The following is a 19670-nucleotide window of genomic DNA, read 5'->3' as shown; positions in this document are numbered from 1 at the left end:
AATGGCCATGAGTTAGATCGTGGCGGCGGGCGCCAGTTGAGGGAGAACGATGGTGCGGGTGACGCGGCGGGTGCCGGGCTCGGGTGAGCTGCGGGTCTTGTAGCTGAGATGGGGTCGCTTCGTGGTGCGTGGGGCAGCGCGGGTGGGGCGGTCGCGGATGAGCATGCGGGGGAGGTCAGCTATCAGGAACGACAGGGTCCTGGCGTGGAGTTCAGGGGGAAAGCCGTCCGGGTGGACCTTTTCGCGGCGTCCAGGACGGGAGGGAAAGTGATGCGGGCCGGGTCGATGTCCGCGATTACGGCGGTCTTGGCGATCAGGGTCCGCAGTGCCTGATAGACGCAGAGAAGGGCCCAGAGTTCCTGGCGTACTCCGTCGGGTTCGCCCGAACGCCCCGCCCTCCGCAGAGGACGGAGCCCGGCTCGCAGGTCAGGAGTACACGATCCACTGCCGTGAGCCGCCTCCGGGGCAGGCCCCGAGGGAGACGTGATGAATCGCCCCGGACCCGGCGATCAGACAGGTCCCGGTGGCCTTGTTGATGATCTGGTATCCGGTGGTGCTGGGGCCCAAGTCGTGGACGGTCCACAGGGCGGCCTGGTCGCCTGCCAGGCAGGGCTTCATCGTCGGCTGGCCGCTGCGGGCCACCAGGCACAGACGACTGCCCGCGTTCTGGCGCAGCGCGGTCGCGGTCTCGGGAAGCGTGGCCATGGTCCAGGTCTGGTAGGCGCCTTCGTTGCAGCCGGTCGTGTAGACCCCGTACTCGGGGTCGGCCCGGAAGTCGAGGCACTCGCCCACGGCGCCGACGTTGCGCAGGTGGCGGTAGGACGAGGTGGCACTGGCCTGGGCGGTTCCCAGCGCCCAGCACAGCAGCGTGGCCGCGCCCAGGGCAGCGGTCTTCTTGAGCATGCGCTCTCCTCGGTCTCGTGGAAGGACGCCAGACTTTACCGCTTCTTGCACGTGCCGTGGCGGAGAACGTGGCGTGGGTGGTGATCGAGGTAATGACGCCGTCCTCGTGCTGCGAGATGTCGAATTTCATCGGGACACCTCTGTCCCAGCAACCGATCCAGGACAGGTTCAGCCGGTGGACGCTGAGGGTGCCGACTTCCACCAGCGAGTCCTGACCACAGATCGCGTCGTTGCCGCGCATCAGCCGGGCATGGCGTGCCCAGACACCAGCCGCAAGGGTAGGTCGGGTGGCAGGCAGGAGCCACGTTTCCCTGTCTTGAGCGCCGTCGTTGGTCTGATCGAGTGATCGCAGGAGGCGCAGGAAAGGCGGCCGCGGCACGGCGGGACATCGAGGACGCGAGCCTAACCGATCTCTTCTGACCCATCCATGAATGCCAGGGGCCCTGGCCATTGCAGACGGCCGGGGCCGCTGGCATTGGTCAGGCGTAGTAGGGGGCCCACAGCCGGGAGAGACCGCCGTCGCACGTGTTCAGGGTTACGTGACGGATCGTCCCTGATCCCGCGACAAGACAGGTTTTGGTTGCGTTGTTGATCAGCTGGAACCCCGCCCGGGCATCGATGTTGTGCACGGTCCACAAGGCTGCCGGATCGTTGGCCAAGCACTGCCTCATCGTGGGCTTACCGTTGCGGGCGACCAAACACAGCTTGTCACCAACGTTCTGCCGAATTTCGGTCAACGTTTCAAGGGCATCGACCATCAGCCAGGTCTGATAGGCGCCACCGTTGCAGCCTGTCGTGTAGGGCCCGTAGTCGGCCCTGTAATCGAGGCAATCCTCCAGGTTATAAGCCGCGCTGCCCACGTGCTGGTACGCCATCCCCGCCGCCTGTGCGGGTGCGGTACCCAGGCCCCAACACAGCGCAGCGGCCGCACCTATGGCGGCAACCTTCTTCAGCACGTGTCCTCCCCGTTTTTGTGACACGACGTCTACCCAGGGAGATTAAAGAGGAATGCCAGCGGGCGTGGCAACGGCTCTCCAAATCCGAGTCATCCAGGAAGAAGTACCGCTCCAACTCCGCACGAGACGGCGTTTCGTTGAACGCCCCGTACTGGGCTGCCTGTTGATCCGACAGAAACTCGACCGCCACCAGGTCCCCCGAAGATCGACAACATCGACCCGCGAAGGCTGCGCCGTACGATCAGCCCAGGTCAAAGCGTCGATCAGAGCCGCGAACAGCCCTCCCGCCCTGCATCGCCACGTACGCGCGCCATGATCCCGGCCGCGCCGAAGGAGCGTGGCCAATCGAGTCAAAATCAACCGGACCAGCGACAGACCTCCTCGGCGTCGGCCTCGCCGGCTCAGGCGCCACACCGCCCGGTCCTTGCCGGGGAAGCCGTCCTCGACGAAACAGGAGTGGTCACCACTGGTCGACGAGGTCTGTGGTCCAGGGCCGGCCGCTGCGCACGAGCGGCAGCAGATCGCGCGCGCCGTAGTTGTCCAGCGGGTTGAGGTGCAGGAGAGTCAGCAGCGTGTGCTCCGCTGCGTTGAACCGGCCGAGCCTCCAGAGCGTGTTGGCCAGTCCGCCGACAGCGCGGTAGAACCAGCTGTTGGGTCCGTCATCCCTCGGCAACAGACCGGTGAAGTCCTCTGGCAGAAGGGCTTCGCCCACGCAGACGGCGGCCTCGAACCAGCCCAGTGCCTCGACGAGGCACTGGTGCTTCGCAGCCGAGGTGGCAGGTGGCGGCATGCCGTCGTACGAGCGGTGGGGGCCCGACCAAACCATCCTGCGGATCTGGTAGGCCATGTTCGACGTCATCGCTGCGCGGAGCAGTGAGAAAGAGAGCTGCAGCAGGGCGAGCGAGTGACATCGCGCAGATGCTGCTGCGACAGGCAGGCTGTCGCATTTTTTGACCAGCTTGAGGCGGCAATTCGCCATGAGCTTGGTGCCGACCTCTCGCTCGCGCCGATCTCTCGCAGCCCGCCGAGGGCATCACCGCCGCTGCATTTCCTGCGGACGTCCTCGACCGCGACGCGCTCAGGACGCCGCTGCATGGTTCGGCGGCATCGATGTCCTGGAGTACTCCCCGGTGGGTACCTTCGGCCCACCGCCCTGACCACCCCGAGCCAGACGGACCCATCCCACGTACAGCACGAAATGGAGTTCCAGCTGTACGGCGCGATCACCGCCACCAAGTCGCTGCTGCCCGCTGGCGCGAGGCCGGCGCGGGCACCCTGTTCTACACCACAGGCGCCGGCTCCATCGACCCCGTGCCGGAGGTCGGCAACATCAACGCCGCCGCGGCAGCGCTGCGCAACTGGGCGATCAACCTGTACAAGGAGCTGTCCGGGACCGGCATCCAGGCGCCGCCCACGTCGGCGTCGACGTATCCATCGGAACCGCCGTCATCGAAAGCGCGGCCCAGGTGGCCCCGCCCGTAGGCCATCTCCCCCGTCTACTGGGAGCTGCACGCGGCCTGGGCGGGGGGTCGCCGGTCGGGAAGGAGCCCCTGTTCGCGGAGTGCGGCGGACAGGGGCTCTGCGGTGCGCCGGTTCGTGGGAGTGGTCAGCTTTTGGCGTTGAGGACGGGGAAGTAGCCGCTCGAGTGGCCGGTGGCCGTGGGGTGGTACGACTCCCAGCTCGGCGAGGCCACCAGGGCGTGCAGCCAGTCGTCGCCGGAGCACAGTTCGTGTCCGTTGAAGGTGCTGCGCACGTCACCGAAGACGAAGCCGTGGGCGGCGGCCCGGCTGGAGATGACGTTGTCGATGACGTCCGCGGCCTCGTCGATCTTGCGGTGCTTGGTGTCGGACAGGCCGACGCAGAAGACGTTGAGCGTGTACACGCGCGGGTAACCGAGCACGACGACCTTGGCGTTGGGCGCCTTGGCGCGGATCGCGTTGTAGACGGCGTCCAGGCGGGCGGGGAGCGTGTTCTGGGCGTAGGCCTCGGCCTGGCTGACCCGGTTGACGCAGTCGGAGTCCGAGCCGGCCACACAGGTGGTCATGACGTCGGAGAACCCCGCGTCATTGCCGCCGATGGTGAGGGAGACCAGCCCGGTGGTCGGGTTCAGCGGGCCGAGCTGGTTGTTGGTCACGTCCGTGGTCACCGCACCCGAGCAGGAGGTGTCGGCGAACGAGGACGGGGCGTGGGCGTTCTTCCACAGGTACGGGTACGCGCTGAAGCTGCGGTGACAGCCGCCGCTCGCGCTGTCGTAGTTACCCGCGCCGTTGCCGGACGAGTAGGAGTCCCCCAGCGCTACGTACGCCGGGCCGGCAGCATGCGCCGGACCGGTCAGCAACAGGCTGAACACCATCGCGAGGATCAGCGTGGCGAGGGCTGATAACGACTTGGTCGGTCTCACGGAACCTCCCTGACAGGAAAACTTGCTACCACTTGGTAGCAAGCGATCGGAGCCATGGGAAGTGTTCATGTCAAACAGCTTTTCTGACTGGAGCCGGCGCCGGTGATTTTTTCCGACGGATCGGTCGACGACCGCGCCGTGTGCGGTCGGGGTTCGACCGGGGCGAACAACCTGGCCTGATAACGGACTTGCCACCGACGAGTCCGGTGCGGTTCGCATCGTCTCGATACGGGATCCTTGCTCCTGGCGCGGTCGGACAGGGCGTCAGGTGGTGTGGCAGGACCCCGCGTCGTACGAGGTCGCAATCAGCAGCCAGGAGGCCGGGCCGAGCGCCAGAGTCAGGCCGCCGCGGAGGGGGTGGCCGCGTTCGCCGCCTTCCTGGAGCGCTTCACCAGCGACATCGATCGCCCCGAAGGACGTACCCGGCCGCGCCCCTGAACGCCCTCGGCCCCCACCTTCACGGCAATCGCGCCAGAACCAAGATCCGTGACGGCAAGGTGGCGAACCGGCCGATCTACGTCGTCATGGCCGTGACCGTCGAGGGCACCCGCGACATCCTCGGAATCTGGGCCGGCGACGGCGGCGAGGGCGCCAAGTTCTGGCTGCAGGTTTTCACCGAACTGAAGAACCGCGGCCTGGACGACTGCCTGATGCTGGTCTGCGACGGGCTGAAGGGCTTGCCCGACGCGGTGGAAACCGTCTGGCCTCGCACCATGGTGCAGACCTGCGTGATCCACTTGCTGCGCAACAGCTTCCGCTATGCCGCTCGGCAGGACTGGGACAAGATGGCCAAGGCCCTCAAGCCCGTCTACACCGCGCCCAGCGAGGCCGCCGCCACCGAGCGATTCCTGGAGTTCTCCGAAACCTGGGGCACCAAATACCCGGCCGTGATCAAGCTGTGGTCCGACGCCTGGGCCGAGTTCGTCCCCTTCTTGTCCTTCGACGTCGAGATCCGCAAGGTGATCTGCTCCACGAACGCGATCGAGAGCGTCAACGCCCGCATACGCAAGGCCGTCCGGGCCCGCGGACACTTCCCGAACGAGACCGCCGCTCTCAAGTGCGTGTATATGGCGCTGATGAGCCTGGACCCCACTGGCCAGGGGCGACGACGCTGGACCATGCGCTGGAAGGCACCACTGAACGCCTTCCACATCGCCTTCGAGGGCCGCCTCACCCCCACCAACCACTGACACCTCAACAACCAAGATCAGCCGTTAGCTTTACAGACCCGGCCCCGGGTAACCCGTGCCCACATCGCCCCCGCCCCGAACGCAGCGAAGGAATTGTGATGCTCTTCGACGGCGGCCAGCTGTCGGCGGAGCAGCTCGAAGCCGGTTGCAGCCTGAAGAGCTCCGCGCGTTCGAATTCGCCACGACGGATCAGCTCGACAAAAGGCTGACCCCTGCTGGCCCGCCGGGTGAAAGCCAGTATCGATGCCCGCGCGCGAGCAGCGACCGCCTATCTGGAGAACGGATCTGCGGTCAACTGACGGTTGGACGTCATTCGCCTACCTGCGGCAGAAGCGCATCTCACCCCGGCCCGGGATGACCCGGCCACCCTCACCTTGCAGCCCATCGGAAGCCACCTGTGCCGGCGCTCCAACTTCGAGACCTGCTGCGGCCCCGCGCTGGGCACACACGAAGGCCGAGATTCACCGGCGCCGCCACGGAAGAACTCGACGAGTACGGCAAGCGTGACTTCGCCCTGAGCCACGCCAGGAGTCTCGGGAGAGTCCGCACCAGTGCGCTACTGCTCACCCCGTATGCCAGGCCAGACAGTTGAACTCGCCTAGGCTGTAACCCTGTCCACGGCGTTAGGGAGACTCGCAGGTGGTTGCAGGGGAGTACCGGGTGGAAGTGGGAGGACATCGCATCAGCGCCCTCGTGACGGGCTCGGGGGGACCTGCAGTGGTCATCGAACCGGGCTGGGGCGCCACTGTGGAGTCCTGGGAGCCGATTGCCCAGGCCCTGGCCACCGATACGACGGTCGTGACCTACGACCGTCCCGGCTACCGCACCAGCGACCGTGCGCGAGATCGGCGCACCCCTGACGACGTCGCCCGTGACCTGCAGGGGGTGCTGGACGCCGTCGGCGTCGACGGGCCGCTGGTATTGGTTGGCCACTCGGCTGGGGGTTTGTACGCGCGGGCATTCGCGGCGCGCTACGGCGAGCGGGTAGCCGGGCTGGTTCTGGTCGACACCGCCTACGAGGGCCAGTGGCGCATGCTGGCCCGGCACCTCCCCCTCCGGGCCAGGCTGGAGCAGCGGGTGCTCACTCCCGTCGGCATAGCGCTGTCGCGGAGGAAGCCGGGCGGCATCGACCCCCGCACGCTGCTGCGCGAGCTGCGGGGATGGATGAGGCTCGCACCATCCGCGCGCCTGGAGCCAGGGGCACTGGGCTCACGGCCGCTGGCCCTGCTGACCCGTACCCCCGGAGACTTGCTGACCAACGAACTGGACGGTGCCGGAACGGCGGCACCGGCCGCCTGGCGCTGCTGGCATGGCTTCCACCAGGAGCTCGCCCGCCTGTCAGACGACAGCCGGCATGTCGTGGCCGAGCGGTCCGGCCACGACATGCACCTGGACGAGCCCTCACTCGTCGTCACGACCATCCGGGACGTCCTGCGCAGCGCGCGAACCGGGAGCCGGTTGGAGGCAGACCGGGCCTGAGCCCGCCTTCCAGGTGGGTAGCTGACAGGCTGGTTACCGACGCACCCCGTAACCTGCCCGCCGCCTCATGGCGGGCACACGGTGTGCGCCTCCGCCAGTGGGCGGGGCCGCTTGTGGACCGCAGGCCTCCGCCAACGCGACTCTCGCCCCGATCCGCAGGTCCTGGCCTGGGTATCGAGCAAGGAAGCCACTGGTCATCACGAACTGTCGTTGGACAACTTGAAGAGGATCCGCCGCAGCTGACCAAAGATGGATCCCCGAAGAGAGGGGCAGGGACTATCGGCACCGGTTCTGGCGGTAGGGCTCAGCGCTCTCCAGTTATCGGCTGCCGAGGCGGCCGACCTGCCAGTGTCCCCGGCCCGTGACGTCCACGAACATCGCGTGGGCGTTCAGCACGTCCCGGACGGCCGCCATCCGCTCGGTGTGCCCGGCGCCGGGGACGGCCTCGCCCAGGCGCTCCACGATCGCCGTGCGGGTCAGAGGCTCCCGGGACCTGACCAATGTCCGTGCGACCCGATGCAGCAGCGTGGCGCCGGGCGTCCCCAGCTCCGCCTGCCGCCACCGGTCCTCACCGCGGGTGTGCCGCTCGGCGTGTGCGGCCATCCGCGTCGAGACGTGCTCCAGCATCACCGGCCACACCGGCTGCCGCTGCGAGGGGACGCGCGGGCGCTTCCGCTGCCGCCAGTACAGCGCCCCGCCCACCGCCCCGGCCACCACCGCTGCGGCCGCCAGATGCTTCGGGCTGCTCTGCCGGATCACCCCCTTGAACAGGTGCTCCGTGATATTCAGGAAGACGCTGGCCTGCCGTTCCAGGTCGATCATCTTGCCCTCCGTCACCCCCACGTCCCCCAGGGCCGAGCGCAGCTCCCGCCACTCCTTGACCGCGAGTCCACTGTCGACCAGGTCCGCATCGGTCCCGATGATGACCACCGGGGCGATCACCCCGGCCAACAGCAGCATCGGCACATCGGAGGCATCCCGTCCGGCGAGAACCTCTGCCTCGGGGGTCATCGGCAGGCCGGCGGTGTCCACGACGTACAGGACGGGCGCGTACCGGGACTGCCACAACGCCAGTGCCCGCCCCAGATCGAACCGCCCGCCCTCCTGGTGCCGGTCGGCCAGCACCCGCGGCACCTCCTCCCACACGTGAACAGGGATCAGGCACCGCACCGTCCCCGCCCGCGCCCCAGCGACGAACGACGACGGGTCCCGCCGACGGGTGGCCGCGATGATGTCCGTGGTCAGCACGGAGGTGTCCAGCAGCGCGCGGCGCAGCGGCCCGCGCTGGTACAGGGTGCGCCGTCCGGCCGGCGCCAGCTCGCTCATCCGCGCATCGTATTGCGGGCGTTGACCGGCCGGTGCGGGATTCCGGCGCCGCGCGCAGGGCGCACCGCCCCCTCCAGAGAGCGCTGAGCCCTACCGCCTACCGCCCTCGGCGCAGGCCGCGATGGCACGCGCTCAACCTTCGGCGACAACAATACTGATCTAAGGGCTGTCCCGTAACCCCTGGCGGGCGCACGACGACAGCTACGGCACCTCGCCGCGTTGTCGGAACGCCCGTATACGCCCAGTATGCGGACGTCCCTCCGCCTTGCGATGCACCGCATCTGACGCCGCGCTCTGATCCACCCGGGATTACGGGACAGCCCTTAGTCTCGACGTGATGTTTCGAAATCGAGACGGTGAGGTTGGCTCGAAAGGAAGCAGCTCACCATGCCCAAGAAGGCCTCCACCTCCAGCAGCGGCCGCGGACGTAGCGCGATCACCGGCAAGTTCGTCAAGCAGTCCACCGTCAAGCGTCATCCCAAGACCACGGTCAACGAGACCCCCAAGAAGAAGTAGGTGTGTGGACGGAGCCCGTCCGCACACCCATTCCGAAGAGAAGGTTCACCGGGCAATGGTGAACCTTCTCTTCCGTTCAGGCAGATGCCTTCGCCCAGTCCATGCCCAGCGCGGAGAGGGCGTCGAGTTGGGCGGTGTCCAGCCGGTCCCTTCTGGATTTGGTGTTGGAGATCCATACGCCAAGCTTCACGATCACCGGCTCTGCCTCGCCGTTGACCGTGATCTCTTCGCTGTGCCCGCGCGGTACCGGCCGGTGCGTGCCTTTCCGCTCCACCCACTGCGTGAGGGCGGTCAGGCCGCGTTGGAACGCCGCTTGGGCTGCTCGGGCCCTTCGCCGTAGGCATTGCTGCCGGGACAGGGGACGGGGCCTGGTCGGGCTGTACGCCCAGCTTCGACAACCGCTCCTGCTGCTCGGGGAGAAACTGCGCCCAGGCGCCCGGGTTCTCTGTTACTCCGGGAGTCTGTCATCAGGGGCAAAGGACAGCAGCACTACCGGCTCGCGGACCTGTCTGATGACATGGCACCCGGTTTAGTCGGTTGTGGCACTACCGCTTCAAAGGCTGGGCCTGGAGCGGCTTTACACAGTCCAGTAGGGGTGCCGCGCGGGAGCAGCGGGCCTCGCCCACGTCTCCCGCATGGCCGTCACCGCCCCAGCCGGGGCGGTACGACCGAGACCGTCCCGCCTGTCTGGAGACACCAGCATGTCCTCGCTCAACCTGCTCGTCGCGCTGCTCCTTGTCGTCGTCACCATCCAGACGGCGCTCGCGCTCGCCTACCTCGCGCACCGCCACCCCGGGGCCATCCAGCCGCTCGCGCTCGCCGTGGCTGGCACCGCGGTCATGGTGGCCGTCGTGATGCCGATCGCCGCCCGGTGACGGCACGCCCGGCGCAGAGCGGCGCCGTGAGGGACCGCTGAAGGTCCGTGATGTGCTGGAAAGCCCTTCAGGACCGGGTGACACTCTCGGCCTGCGCTCCAAGGTGGGAGCGCAGGCCGAGAGCCGTACGGTGCGGCAGGGCGTCTCTGCCCCTCATCACGGCCTGGCGACACCTGTGGTCGCCAGCCGGACCTTCCTGCGCTTCCGGACCCACTTGATCCAACTGAAGATCGCACCGATAGCGAAGGAGACGATGGTGCACACCGGCGCGAACTGCCTCGCCAGCTCGAGCACCTGGTCCATCCGGAACCGCAGCAGGAGCCCCACAGCCGTGCAGAGGAACACGACCACGGTGGCCCCCACACCCACGTGGTGGTCCTGAACCCATACGTCAGCGGCGGTCAGCCGACGCCGCGCGAATACCGACACCCTTTTCAGCACCTGGGCAGCACGCCACGTCCGTGCGCGGACAGCCAGGAAATTGAGCCCGCTCACGCGGCAACCTCCTCGGCCTGACGCGGCGCCTTCCGCGTGTGCAGTTCCCTCGGGATCCAGATACGGCCATCGGCCGCGGCCTGGTAGAGCGCCGTCCTGAAGCGCGTCAGCCGATTCCGCACGGTCCCGTGGGGCATGTTCAGTTTGTCGGCGATCTCCGTTCCCCCGAAGCCCATGACCGTCAGCCGCACGACGGCCTGAGTCGCCGGCGTCTGCTCATCGAGGATCTCCTCGAAAGCTGTGCCGAAGATGTCCTCCACCACGTAGTCGGTGGTGGCGAGCAGGCGCCCGATGCCCACCTCGTTCGCCGCGTCCTCCGTGAAGTCGTAGACGGAGTGCAGGCGCGCCCACTTCACACGGGCCTTCGCCCACTCCACGTACGCCCGGCGGAACATCCAGACGCACAGGGTGATGAAGTACGACGTCAGGCAGCTGGCCCCACGGGGACCGTTGTGGTCCGCCCTCCAGCCACGCCCCTTCTTCAGGTCGCGCTGAAGCTTCTTCAGCGCCTTCATCACCATGTCCACCATGATGGTGTCCCGCGCTTCGCTGCTGCTCTTCAGCAGGGCCAGGTCGTCGGGGTGCATGATGAACCCCCGCCCGTGACGCTCGGAATGCTTCTGGGCGAGCCGGGCGAGCGTTCCCTTGCGGAGCATTCCGAGCACGATCGGCTGCACCTCTCGGTACAGCTCGTCCTCGAACACCTTGTAATCCCGCCCCTCGAACCGGTGGTAGGCCAGTTCCTCGATCCGCTCGGCGTCGCGTCGGATCCGAGCCGCCCGGTCCTCGGCCAGGTTCGCGGTCACGATCTCGTTGATCTCGTCTTCTGCCCTCATGGCAGAGCCCCCCTCGGTCTGGTCCCCTGCCAACCTCGACGATGTCTTCCTCGCGCGAGGATGGTTTGGAGATGCCTTGTTGTAGAGGAGGTATGTGCGAGCAGATCCTGGAAATGTCACCCGTGTTTTGAACTTTTCTCAAAATAACGAAGCGAAATCTTGGGGAACGGCTCTGACCAGGGCAAATGCGAGCCGTGGTCAGGCCGGCGAACCGACCGTGCCCCTGGCCACCCTCCAGGAGGCGCTGTTGGTCGGCCGGACCACCGCGAGCGAGCTCCGCATAGCCGCGCTCGCTATCCGACCGGGGCCACCACGGACCCAGTCGTTCTCGTGCTGGTCCAACACCGGTCGATGTCGACGTCGGGTGCGTATGTGACTATCGATCCTGCGCCGGAACCGCGGCCGAGGCTCACCGCGATGCCGTTGTTCTTGGTCCGCATGATGAAGTCGGCGACGACGAGGAAGTACATCGGGGCCCCAGCTTGGTGATGACGTCCACCTCGTACTTGTCGGGGTCGGAGAGGTTCTTGCCGGTCTGGATGCAGAGCATGGCGTCGTGCGCGGTGGCCTCGTGAGCGTAGGTGTAGTGCGAGTCGTTCGTCACGAGCGGCGGGATGTTCAGCTTCCGGCCGATCTCCAGGAGTCCGTCGCGGACGCGGCGCTCGATGCCGTGGTCCATCAGCTCCAGGAAGTACCTGCCCTCGCCGAAGATGTCCTTGTAGTCGGAGGCCGCCTTGACCGCCTCGTCGAACTGCCCGAGCCGGTCTGCAACCTCGCCGGACGGGCACCCGGTGGAGACCGCAAGGAGATGTCGGCGTTGTGGTCCGTGTGGGAGTTGGCGTACATGCCCGGGAGCTTCCATCTGCAAGATGGAACGGGACGTCTCGCCGAACTTGCCACCGACGTCCAGCTTGGTCACCTTGGCGAAGACGTTGACCTCGTCCATCCCCATGGCGGTCTCGACGAGCTTGTAGGTGAAGTCGACGGCCTCGATCGCGTACTCCACACCCTCACCACCGACGCCGCTCGCCGCCAGCCACCGGTTGTTCCTAGAGGCCCCCGCAGATCCGCCTGCCCCGGCGCCGACGACTTCGCGAGCACTGGCCCGCTCCGGCGCGGGGATCAAGGCCTCAAGCGCCTTCTGGAGGACCGCGATGTGCTCACCACTGGTCGCCAGCTGCGCCCGCAGGTGTTCCGTCTCGGCCTGGGCGAGCTGGCGGCCGTGCTCGGCCACGCCGGGGCGTGCTCTTGCGCTGCGCGACTCCGGGAGTCTGTCATCACCTCACCATGCCCCCGGCCGGACCCATCTGGCCTGGGCGTACCACCGCCGGGCGGCCAGCTGAACGACCGGCCGGATGTCAGCGTGCGCCGACATGATGAGGAAGATGATGAGGTCGATGTCGTTCTGCACCCGGTAGCCGGGTTGCGGGACCGGGTGCAGAACGACGGGTTGGTCAGAACCGCATCGTGATCCAGGCCAGTACCTCCTCGGCGAAGTACTGGCCGAAGACCTTGCCGAATCCGCTGAACAGTCCGAGGAAGACGGCTCCGGCGACGGTGCTCAGGACGCGGTGCCTTCTGATGAAGCCGCGGATGGTTCCCCACACACGTCGCGTGCGAGCCCAGACCGGCGCGGAACGCCGGGCGATGAAGGCACGGGAGGCCACCCGCCACGCCGTCCAACGGGGGATACGGGTCGACGGCAGGCCAGGCGGCCCCGTAACCTCGGGGTTGGAACTGATAGGTCTTCGTCCTTTCGTGAAGTGCTGAAGTTGCTTCGAGGCCAGGTACAAGACCCGTCGGACTGCTGTGTGGCCCCTCGTTGGCGCGGGGGGCCACAGTCGTTTCACCTCCAGGTAATCGACCGAACCGGACTGCTGTGCGCTGAGAACCCGTTGGCGCGGTGCTCCGCCGAAGACGTCTTCTCTCCTCGGCGAGGCCGCTCTGCGGCGCGTTACTGAGGTTTTCAGGGTGGGGTCGGCGGGTTGATGGCCAGTCTTGTGGCGGTGAGACAGCCGTCGATGAGACGGGGCCGGAGTTGGATCCTGCGTAACTCGCTGCGGAGCTTTCGGTCGAGGTCGTCGGGTGTGGTGAAAGCGGTGTTGGCCATTGCTCTGCGCACGAGTGACCAGACGGCCTCGACGGGATTCAGGTCGGGTGCATACGGCGGAAGCCGGACGGTGGTGAGCCAGTCGTGTTCGGCCTCGTACCGCTTCAGCCCCGTGGCCAGGTGGGTGTTGAGATTGTCCCAGACCACCACGATCGGTCCGTCGAGCTGGATGTGTGCCCGCACCAGGAGGTCGCGATAGTCCTGCCAGGAGAAGCTCTTGCGGGCGTCCTTGAGCAGGAGGTGTGTGCGGGGCCGGTGGATGAGACGGCTCTTCTCGCCGGCCTTGTAGCAACACAGCGCGGCAACCGAGGTCCGGCGGCGGGACCTGCCACGCACGCGGATGACGGGGGTGTGCCCGCGCCGGCCCCAGGTGCGGGCACGGGGCGGCGTCATCGAGAAACCGGCCTCGTCCTCGAAGACGATCCAGGCCCCAAAGGCCGCCGCGAGCCTTTTACCCGGGGCCAAACCTCCTTCTTCCACAGCTCCACCGCGTGCTCGTCACGCTCCAGTGCTCTGCGGGCGGGAGCCTGCCAGGACCAGCCGTGCCGTTTCAGCAGCCGCCACACCGTCGCCACCGACAGGCTCACTCGCAGCCGACGGCGGATCACCGCCTGGACCCGGACCAGGGTCCAGCGTTCGTCTTCGAAGCCGTGCGTCGCCGGGCCTTTGCCGAGTTCCTCCTCCAGCACGGCGAACTGGGTATCGGTGATGGTCGGTGAGTTCGCCGGACCCGCGGAACGCAGGCCCTCCATGCCGCCCTCGCGCCAGGCACGGCGCCAGCGCTCCACCGACCGCACGCTCACTCGCAAGTCCTTCGCGATCACCGAGGTCTTCTCACCCGCCGCGAACCGATGCCCGGCCTGAAGCCGGATCTCCTCACGAAACGCCCGACGCTCAGCGGTCAGGCCCCCACCCTCCGAATACCTCACCCCACCGGCATACCGCAGGGATCATGAACCGTCACCACCCGACGACAACACGAAAACCTCCTTACGTTGTTGGTGGGTTGATTCCGGTCACTCGTAGGATCGGGAGGCCCAGGGGCACTGGGTGTGGCTGTCAACCTCATGCCGCAGGAGTGGCTTCTACTGATTGGCCGCCCGGTGCCCCGCGACGACTCGGCCACTGATTGGGATGCGCGCGACAAGATCGCTTGGTAAGGACACGCTGGCGAGGTCGTCTGCTGGGACAAGTACTGGGACGACTTCGGAGGTGGCCATGCCCGAACTGTGGGCCGGTACGGATGCTGGCAAAGCCGAGCATCACTGCGTGGTGATCGACTCCGACGGTCAGCGGAAGCTGTCGCGGCGGGTGGCCAACGACGAGACCGCACTGCTGAATCTGATTGGCGATGTCCTCGCTCTGAGCGAAGACGAGCCGGTGACCTGGGCGATTGATCTCAACGCTGGTGGTGCCGCGCTGATGATCGCGCTGCTGACCGGCAACGGGCAACAGGTCCTCTATATCCCCGGTCGCACCGTCCATCACGCCTCCGGCTCCTACCGGGGCGATGGGAAGACCGACGCGAAAGACGCCTTCGTCATCGCCGACCAGGCCCGCATGCGCCGCGACCTCCAACCGATGCGCCACGGCGACGACATCGCCCTCGACCTGCGGATCCTCACTTCACGGCGGCTGGACCTGGCTGCGGACCGGACCCGGGGCATCAACCGGCTGCGGGCCCAGATGCTGGAGTACCTCCCCGCTCTGGAGCGGGCCTTCGACTACAGCACTTCAAAGGCTTCCCTGGTGCTGCTGACCGGCTACCAGAGCCCAGCCGCCCTCCGGCGGATCGGCAAGAACCGCCTCGCCGAGTGGCTGAAGAACCGCAAGGCCCGCAACTACAAGCTCGTCGCGGCCACCGCCGTCGAAGCCGCTGAGGCCCAGCACACTGCCGTCGCCGGGGAGAAACTGGCCGCCACCATGGTTGCCAAGCTCGCGAGGGAAGTGATGGCCCTCGATGAAGAGATCGCCGAAACCGACGTCCTGATCGAGGGCCGGTTTCGTGAACACCCGCATGCCGAGGTCATCCTGAGCATGCCCGGCATAGGGCCCGTTCTAGCCGCGGAGTTCATCGCCCACACCGGCGGAGACATGAGTGTCTTTGGCAGCCCTGACCGCCTCGCCGGCGTCGCCGGCCTGGCCCCGGTTCCCAGGGACTCTGGACGGATCAGCGGCAATATGCGCCGCCCACGACGCTACTGCCGGCGCCTGCTGCGGGTCTTCTACATGTCCGCGCAGGTCGCTGCCCGCTGTTGCTCTACCTCGAAGGCGTTCTACGAACGCAAGAGAGCCGAAGGCAAGAACCACAGGCAAGCAGTCATCGCCCTCGCGCGGCGTCGATTGAACGTTCTCTGGGCCCTCATACGCGACGGCCGAGTCTTCGAGATCACCGCTCCGCCCAAACCTGCCGTCCTCGGATGAATCGCTCACAGCGCGTCACCGGATGAGATTGACAACTTCATTGGGAATCAGTAGCCGACCGTGAGCGCGACGGCCGCGATGACGACGCCCCTCATGTCCAGCGCATGCCGATGGCGGTGAGCTGTTCCGCCCGCTCGGGCGCCAGTGTCGCGGCCCTGCTTCGCTGGTTGCTGATCCAGGCGCCGAGTTTCAGCTGCACGTCCCGCTGTTCCTGGCCGTCGCGGTCGTCGCCGTCGCTTGGGCCGCCCATGCTGATGGTTTCTACGTGCTTGCGGGGGACCTGCAGGTGTCCCTCGCGCTTGTAGTACTGCTGGGCGGCGGCCAGGTGCGTGGCCCATTTGTCGGCCTGGCTGACCCGTGGCTTTGGTTTCTCGTTCTCGCTGGCGGGTGTGATGCCGAGGATGTGTTCGCACATCCATTGCTGCACCGCGGTGAGGCTGCCCCATCCGAGCCGCTGCGCCCGTACCCACCGTCCGAGGTCTTCGCCTTGGCGTACGACGTCGCCCGGCGTGGTGGGTGGCGTCCCGCCGGCGTCAAGGTGCTGGCGGGTGAGGTGGAAGCACCGCTGCCATGTGACGGGCCATGCCGGGCACCAGGCGGGGTCGATGTCTTCCAGTTGCTCGCGCCGCTCCTGCGACATTGCCCCGGGCGACGATTGGGCCGAGAGGCCTTCGGCACTCCGCTGTTCGTTCTCCTGTGTCTTTCGGGCGGCGGCCCGCTGGTTCTTCAGCCAGATGCCCACCGTCGCGTCCTGGAACGTGGCGTCCAGGGGCGCGAGCAGGTGTCCGTGTTCGGTGGCCCATGCGCGGGCGGCGGCCAGGCCTTGTTCCCAGGCGAGGTCGTAGTGGGACCAGATCATGCCGAGCTTTTCGAGCTGTGCGGCGCGGTCTTGGTTCATGCGACCTTGGGCGTGGAAGCGGCGTGCGTCGGCGATCCACTGGCCAAGTGGAAAGCTGTGCAGCGGGGTCGGCCATACGATCTGCCCTGCCCCTGCCCCTGCCCCTGCCCCTGCCCCTGCCCCTGCCCCTGCCTCGGCCCTTGCCCTTGCCTCGGCCCTTGCCTCGGCCCCTGCCTCTGCTGCGCTGCCTAGGGTCCCGTTTTCAGTGTCTGTTTGTCCTTGGGTGGGGATTCGGTAGGTGAATGGGACGCGTAGGTCGCCATGCAGTCGGTGGTAGATGACAGCGGCTTCCACACCGCGGCGCCAGTGCTCGTGTTCGGGGTTGAGGACGCGGAGGTTGATGAACGCGGCCAGCTGGGCGGGGTTGCGGGGTGTGGAGAATTTCAGCAGGGCCTTGGCCGGGCTGCTGACGCCCTCCCACGCCGCCTGCTGCTCCTGGTCTTCGCCTTCTTCGCCCAGCTCGCGGCCCTTGGGGGAGCGGCTGGGGGCCTGCTGTTCGGCGAGGGCTTCCACGATCCGGGTGTCGTGTGCGCGGAGGGCTTCCAACAGCTTGGCCAGTCCGCCGTACGCCCGGGACGTGAGCATGTTGTCCGCCGTCTCCCCGGGCCCCAGCAGTACGGGCACCACGAGGGAGGCGGTTTTGCCTTCGCCGGGCTGCATCCGCAGGGCACGCCCGACGGCTTGGACGAGGTCGGGCATGGAGCCGCGTACGTCGGCGAAGTACACGGAATCGCATCGGGCTGTGTCGACGCCTTCTCCGAGGACTTTCACGGACCCCAGATAGCTCTTCTCGACCACGGTGCCGTCGCCCGTGATCCCGGTAGCGAACTCGTCCAGCACCCGCCTGCGATGAAGCGGCTTGTGCTCCCCGCACAGCCAGTTGGCCCAGACCGTCTTCGGGTACAGCTCCGGATCCGCCACGTGCAGCCGCTGAGCGACGTCCGGCAGGCCGGCCGCGAAAGCCTCGGCCTCCTTCACCACGTGGTGGAACACCAGCGTCCTGCGGAAGCCCTCCTCGGCCGACGCCTTCACCAGGGCGGTCTGCAGAGCGGCGAGCCGCGCCCCGCGTACGGCCTCGGACCGGGCCTCACCACCGAGGAGCTGCGCGGCCTGGAGCTGTGTGTCGGTGACGTCGACGCATACGACTTGGTAGGGGGAGCAGATGCCCCGGTCGATCGCTGCCGAGAGCGTCAGCGTGTAGCAGCGGCTGCCGAACGGGCCGTTTGGATCGTCGTCCATCGAGGCCACCAGCTCACCCGGCGCGCCTGTTCCTGGTTCTCGTCTCCGAGTTGCCACAGCCGGGGTGTGGCCGTCATGTAGAGGCGCCGCAGGGCCGGGATTTTCTGGTTGTCGTGGACGACCGCCCACGGCTTGCCGATCCGCCCGGAGGTGCGGTGCGCCTCGTCGACGACGATCAGGTCCCAGCCCGAAAGGCCCGCGGTGTGCGCGCGCTCCAGCGTGCCCAGACCGAGGGAGGCGTAGGTGGCGAACACGGTGACCTTGTCGAAGGGCCGGGTCCACTCCACCAGCTCGTCCACGTCCGTGGTGTTCGGGAAGGACACCTCCTCACCCCGCAGCGATGACACCCCGATCATCGGGCCCGTGCGGCCGCCTTCACGCCACGCGGCCTCGGTCTGCGCCAGCAGGTCCAGCGAGGGGACGAGGACGAGCACACGCCCCGCGTGGAGCTCCTGCGCGCTGCGCACGGCGACGAGAGTTTTCCCGGATCCGGTTGCCATGATGACCTGGGTCCGGAGCCCTCGCTCGGGCACAAGTGATCTTGCAGGGAATTCGAGAGCACGGATAACCGCGTCGACGGCCTCTCTCTGATGCGGCCGGAGTGTTTTCTTTTCCATCGAGGCGTCTCTTTCCCAGAAATCCTGCTGCCCGTCTCTACCGCCCGTGTGCCGCCTTCAGCGCGGCGTGCTGCGCGTCGACGGCCGCGGTGAGGGAAGCGTGTAGCTGCCCAAGGAAGCTCCCGAGGTCTTCTGCAGCGATGCTGCAGCCGCTCTCCTCGAGCTCGAAGGTGCTGCCCGTGAGGGCGCCGGCGGTGAGGTGGTAGACGTATCCGCTGGTGTGGCCGAGGGCGTACATGGCTCCACCGCCGTCTGTGGCGAACACCGACACGGTGTCATCAACAACACCAGTGAGCCGGTTGGGATAGTTGCCTGCAGCGACCTGGGCAATGAGGGACGAGGCGTCATCGATCCAGATCCCGTTGCCGAGGTGAGGCAGCTCTGCCCCACCGAGATGCCCGTAGTACTCCAGGAGCGGGCCCGCCACGCCCTGCCGGGCCAAGACTTCCACCAACACGGGACCCTCTCCGGCGGGGACGCGGCACACAGTGTGCTCCCCGGGCAGGTACCCATGGACCGCCTCGAAGTCGGACACGAACTCGACCCCGAGCAGCTCCATGTCCTCATACCATTTCCTCAGACCTGCGAGGTGCACTCCATCACTCCTCGGATCAGGGAGGGCCACAAGTTCCAGACTATATCTGCAATTAATTTTGAAGCAAACCTTGTGCACTCTCACCATCACAAACACCCGACAGGTGCTGCTGCCGTGAAGAACACACCGCTCAATCGCAGCACACCGAGACCCCTGCAGTTCTCACCCCCACGCCCCCACTGACACCCACTCAGCCCCCACACCCGGACAGCGACCACCGCCCCTCGGGCGGATGGTTTCCGACCACCCGTCACCACATGATGAGCGAAGCCCGTAATCGCACAGACAGGGGAACCGCAGGGGAGTCACGCCATCCGACGACAAGACAGACGCCCTGCACGTGGTGGAGCAGACGATGAGGACTCGCATGGTGTGAGAGGAGGTCTGCACGTCCCACTGGCCCCGCCCTTTTGACGAAGTATTGGAAGCACTGACGGCAGCTGCTCACCGGTGAGATGTGCCGATCGACCCCTCCTCCGCCAAGAGGGCCGCCCCGGAGATTCATGCAGGCTCCCGAGAGCGACCACCCCTGCTGCTGCTCGGGCCGCAAGGCCCGCAAGTGTGCCGCGCGAAGCGTGGCACACCCAGTGACGCGGAGCGTCACCAGGTGGCTGGAGCGCAGCGCAGGCCACCAGCCGGCCGAAGGCCGGCCCCGCACCCGCAACACGGTGCACCCGCACTGCAGTTGCCCCCGAAGCGAAGCGAAGGGGGCAACGCGGTGAGCAAAGCGAACCGCTCCGTTCCCGCGAAGCGGGAACAACTGGGCTGCGAAGCAGCCCAGTTCGCTTGCACATCGCGCAGCGATGTGGT

The 19670-nt window shown here is 67.2% G+C and carries 17 protein-coding genes and 4 pseudogenes; 6 read left to right on the top strand and 15 right to left on the bottom strand.

The genetic code is table 11. From position 1 onward, the window contains the following. Positions 1-12 precede the first annotated feature (12 nt). The 6 genes and pseudogenes from OG878_RS00110 to OG878_RS00090 form a co-directional block, all read right to left on the bottom strand. Entirely contained in the window at positions 13-165 is a 153-nt protein-coding gene (locus OG878_RS00110) for a hypothetical protein (protein ID WP_328884809.1), read from the bottom strand. 261 nt (positions 166-426) lie between these two features. Continuing rightward, complete coding sequence (locus OG878_RS00105; protein WP_328884808.1) at positions 427-903, bottom strand: RICIN domain-containing protein; 477 nt, start codon at positions 901-903, stop codon at positions 427-429. A gap of 479 nt (positions 904-1382) precedes the next feature. Then, on the bottom strand, positions 1383-1859 hold the full coding sequence (locus OG878_RS00100; protein ID WP_328884807.1) for an RICIN domain-containing protein: 477 nt from the start codon (positions 1857-1859) through the stop codon (positions 1383-1385). A gap of 76 nt (positions 1860-1935) precedes the next feature. Beyond that, positions 1936-2049 (bottom strand): annotated as a pseudogene (locus OG878_RS42095) (DUF4158 domain-containing protein); the annotation flags it as partial. A gap of 270 nt (positions 2050-2319) precedes the next feature. Beyond that, entirely contained in the window at positions 2320-2718 is a 399-nt protein-coding gene (locus tag OG878_RS00095) for a hypothetical protein (protein ID WP_328884806.1), read from the bottom strand. A gap of 747 nt (positions 2719-3465) precedes the next feature. Then, entirely contained in the window at positions 3466-4260 is a 795-nt protein-coding gene (locus tag OG878_RS00090) for an SGNH/GDSL hydrolase family protein (RefSeq protein ID WP_328884805.1), read from the bottom strand. A gap of 273 nt (positions 4261-4533) precedes the next feature. On the opposite strand from OG878_RS00090, the gene OG878_RS00085 reads away from it, so the two are divergent. From OG878_RS00085 to OG878_RS00075, 3 genes and pseudogenes are all read left to right on the top strand, one after another. Beyond that, positions 4534-4698, top strand: coding sequence for a hypothetical protein (locus tag OG878_RS00085; RefSeq protein ID WP_328891531.1), 165 nt, complete (start codon positions 4534-4536; stop codon positions 4696-4698). Then, positions 4692-5450: pseudogene (locus OG878_RS00080) on the top strand (IS256 family transposase); the annotation flags it as partial. The gene OG878_RS00085 and the pseudogene OG878_RS00080, both read left to right, overlap by 7 nt. 717 nt (positions 5451-6167) lie before the next feature. After that, positions 6168-6929: an alpha/beta fold hydrolase gene (locus tag OG878_RS00075; RefSeq protein ID WP_328884804.1), complete on the top strand. Its 762-nt coding sequence runs from the start codon at positions 6168-6170 to the stop codon at positions 6927-6929. 318 nt (positions 6930-7247) lie between these two features. Here OG878_RS00075 and OG878_RS00070 read toward each other — a convergent pair whose 3' ends face one another. Next, positions 7248-8255 carry a PIN domain-containing protein gene (locus OG878_RS00070; RefSeq protein ID WP_328884803.1) on the bottom strand — a complete coding sequence of 336 codons (1008 nt, stop codon included), beginning with the start codon at positions 8253-8255 and terminating at the stop codon, positions 7248-7250. Positions 8256-8642: 387 nt separating this feature from the next. Here OG878_RS00070 and OG878_RS00065 point away from each other — a divergent pair, with 387 nt between their 5' ends. Continuing rightward, on the top strand, positions 8643-8771 hold the full coding sequence (locus OG878_RS00065) for a hypothetical protein (protein WP_267064037.1): 129 nt from the start codon (positions 8643-8645) through the stop codon (positions 8769-8771). A 76-nt stretch (positions 8772-8847) separates the two neighbouring features. Here the strand turns inward: OG878_RS00065 and OG878_RS42090 are convergent, their stop codons facing one another. Next, complete coding sequence (locus tag OG878_RS42090; protein ID WP_443049036.1) at positions 8848-9045, bottom strand: hypothetical protein; 198 nt, start codon at positions 9043-9045, stop codon at positions 8848-8850. Positions 9046-9472: 427 nt separating this feature from the next. Between OG878_RS42090 and OG878_RS00055 the strand changes: the two genes are divergently transcribed. Next, a complete protein-coding gene (locus OG878_RS00055; protein ID WP_328884802.1) occupies positions 9473-9646 on the top strand; it encodes a hypothetical protein in 174 nt (57 codons plus the stop codon). 156 nt (positions 9647-9802) lie between these two features. Here the strand turns inward: OG878_RS00055 and OG878_RS00050 are convergent, their stop codons facing one another. The 5 genes and pseudogenes from OG878_RS00050 to OG878_RS42085 form a co-directional block, all read right to left on the bottom strand. Then, a complete protein-coding gene (locus OG878_RS00050; protein ID WP_328884801.1) occupies positions 9803-10141 on the bottom strand; it encodes a hypothetical protein in 339 nt (112 codons plus the stop codon). Then, positions 10138-10977, bottom strand: coding sequence for a hypothetical protein (locus OG878_RS00045; RefSeq protein WP_328884800.1), 840 nt, complete (start codon positions 10975-10977; stop codon positions 10138-10140). Before OG878_RS00045 ends, OG878_RS00050 begins: the two co-directional genes overlap by 4 nt. 347 nt (positions 10978-11324) lie before the next feature. After that, positions 11325-11782 (bottom strand): annotated as a pseudogene (locus tag OG878_RS00040) (hypothetical protein); the annotation flags it as partial. 649 nt (positions 11783-12431) lie between these two features. Beyond that, entirely contained in the window at positions 12432-12584 is a 153-nt protein-coding gene (locus OG878_RS00035) for a hypothetical protein (RefSeq protein ID WP_327340824.1), read from the bottom strand. Positions 12585-12943: 359 nt separating this feature from the next. Further along, a protein-coding gene (locus OG878_RS42085) for an IS630 family transposase (RefSeq protein ID WP_443049034.1) occupies positions 12944-14016 on the bottom strand; the annotation gives its coding sequence in 2 pieces (ribosomal slippage) (positions 12944-13567 and positions 13570-14016; 1071 coding nt in all). A 289-nt stretch (positions 14017-14305) separates the two neighbouring features. Between OG878_RS42085 and OG878_RS00020 the strand changes: the two genes are divergently transcribed. Continuing rightward, positions 14306-15511, top strand: coding sequence for an IS110 family transposase (locus tag OG878_RS00020; RefSeq protein ID WP_443049033.1), 1206 nt, complete (start codon positions 14306-14308; stop codon positions 15509-15511). 91 nt (positions 15512-15602) lie between these two features. Here OG878_RS00020 and OG878_RS00015 read toward each other — a convergent pair. Together OG878_RS00015 and OG878_RS00005 are read right to left on the bottom strand one after the other, a co-directional pair. Beyond that, a pseudogene (locus OG878_RS00015) lies at positions 15603-18265 on the bottom strand (Helicase associated domain protein). Between the two features lie 37 nt (positions 18266-18302). Then, positions 18303-18947, bottom strand: coding sequence for a hypothetical protein (locus OG878_RS00005; protein ID WP_328884794.1), 645 nt, complete (start codon positions 18945-18947; stop codon positions 18303-18305). Between the last annotated feature and the right edge of the window lie 723 nt (positions 18948-19670).

Origin of the sequence: Streptomyces sp. NBC_00316 (assembly GCF_036158715.1) — a bacterium.
Taxonomy (GTDB): Bacteria; Actinomycetota; Actinomycetes; order Streptomycetales; family Streptomycetaceae; genus Streptomyces.
This window is presented reverse-complemented; position numbering and strand designations above follow the sequence as displayed.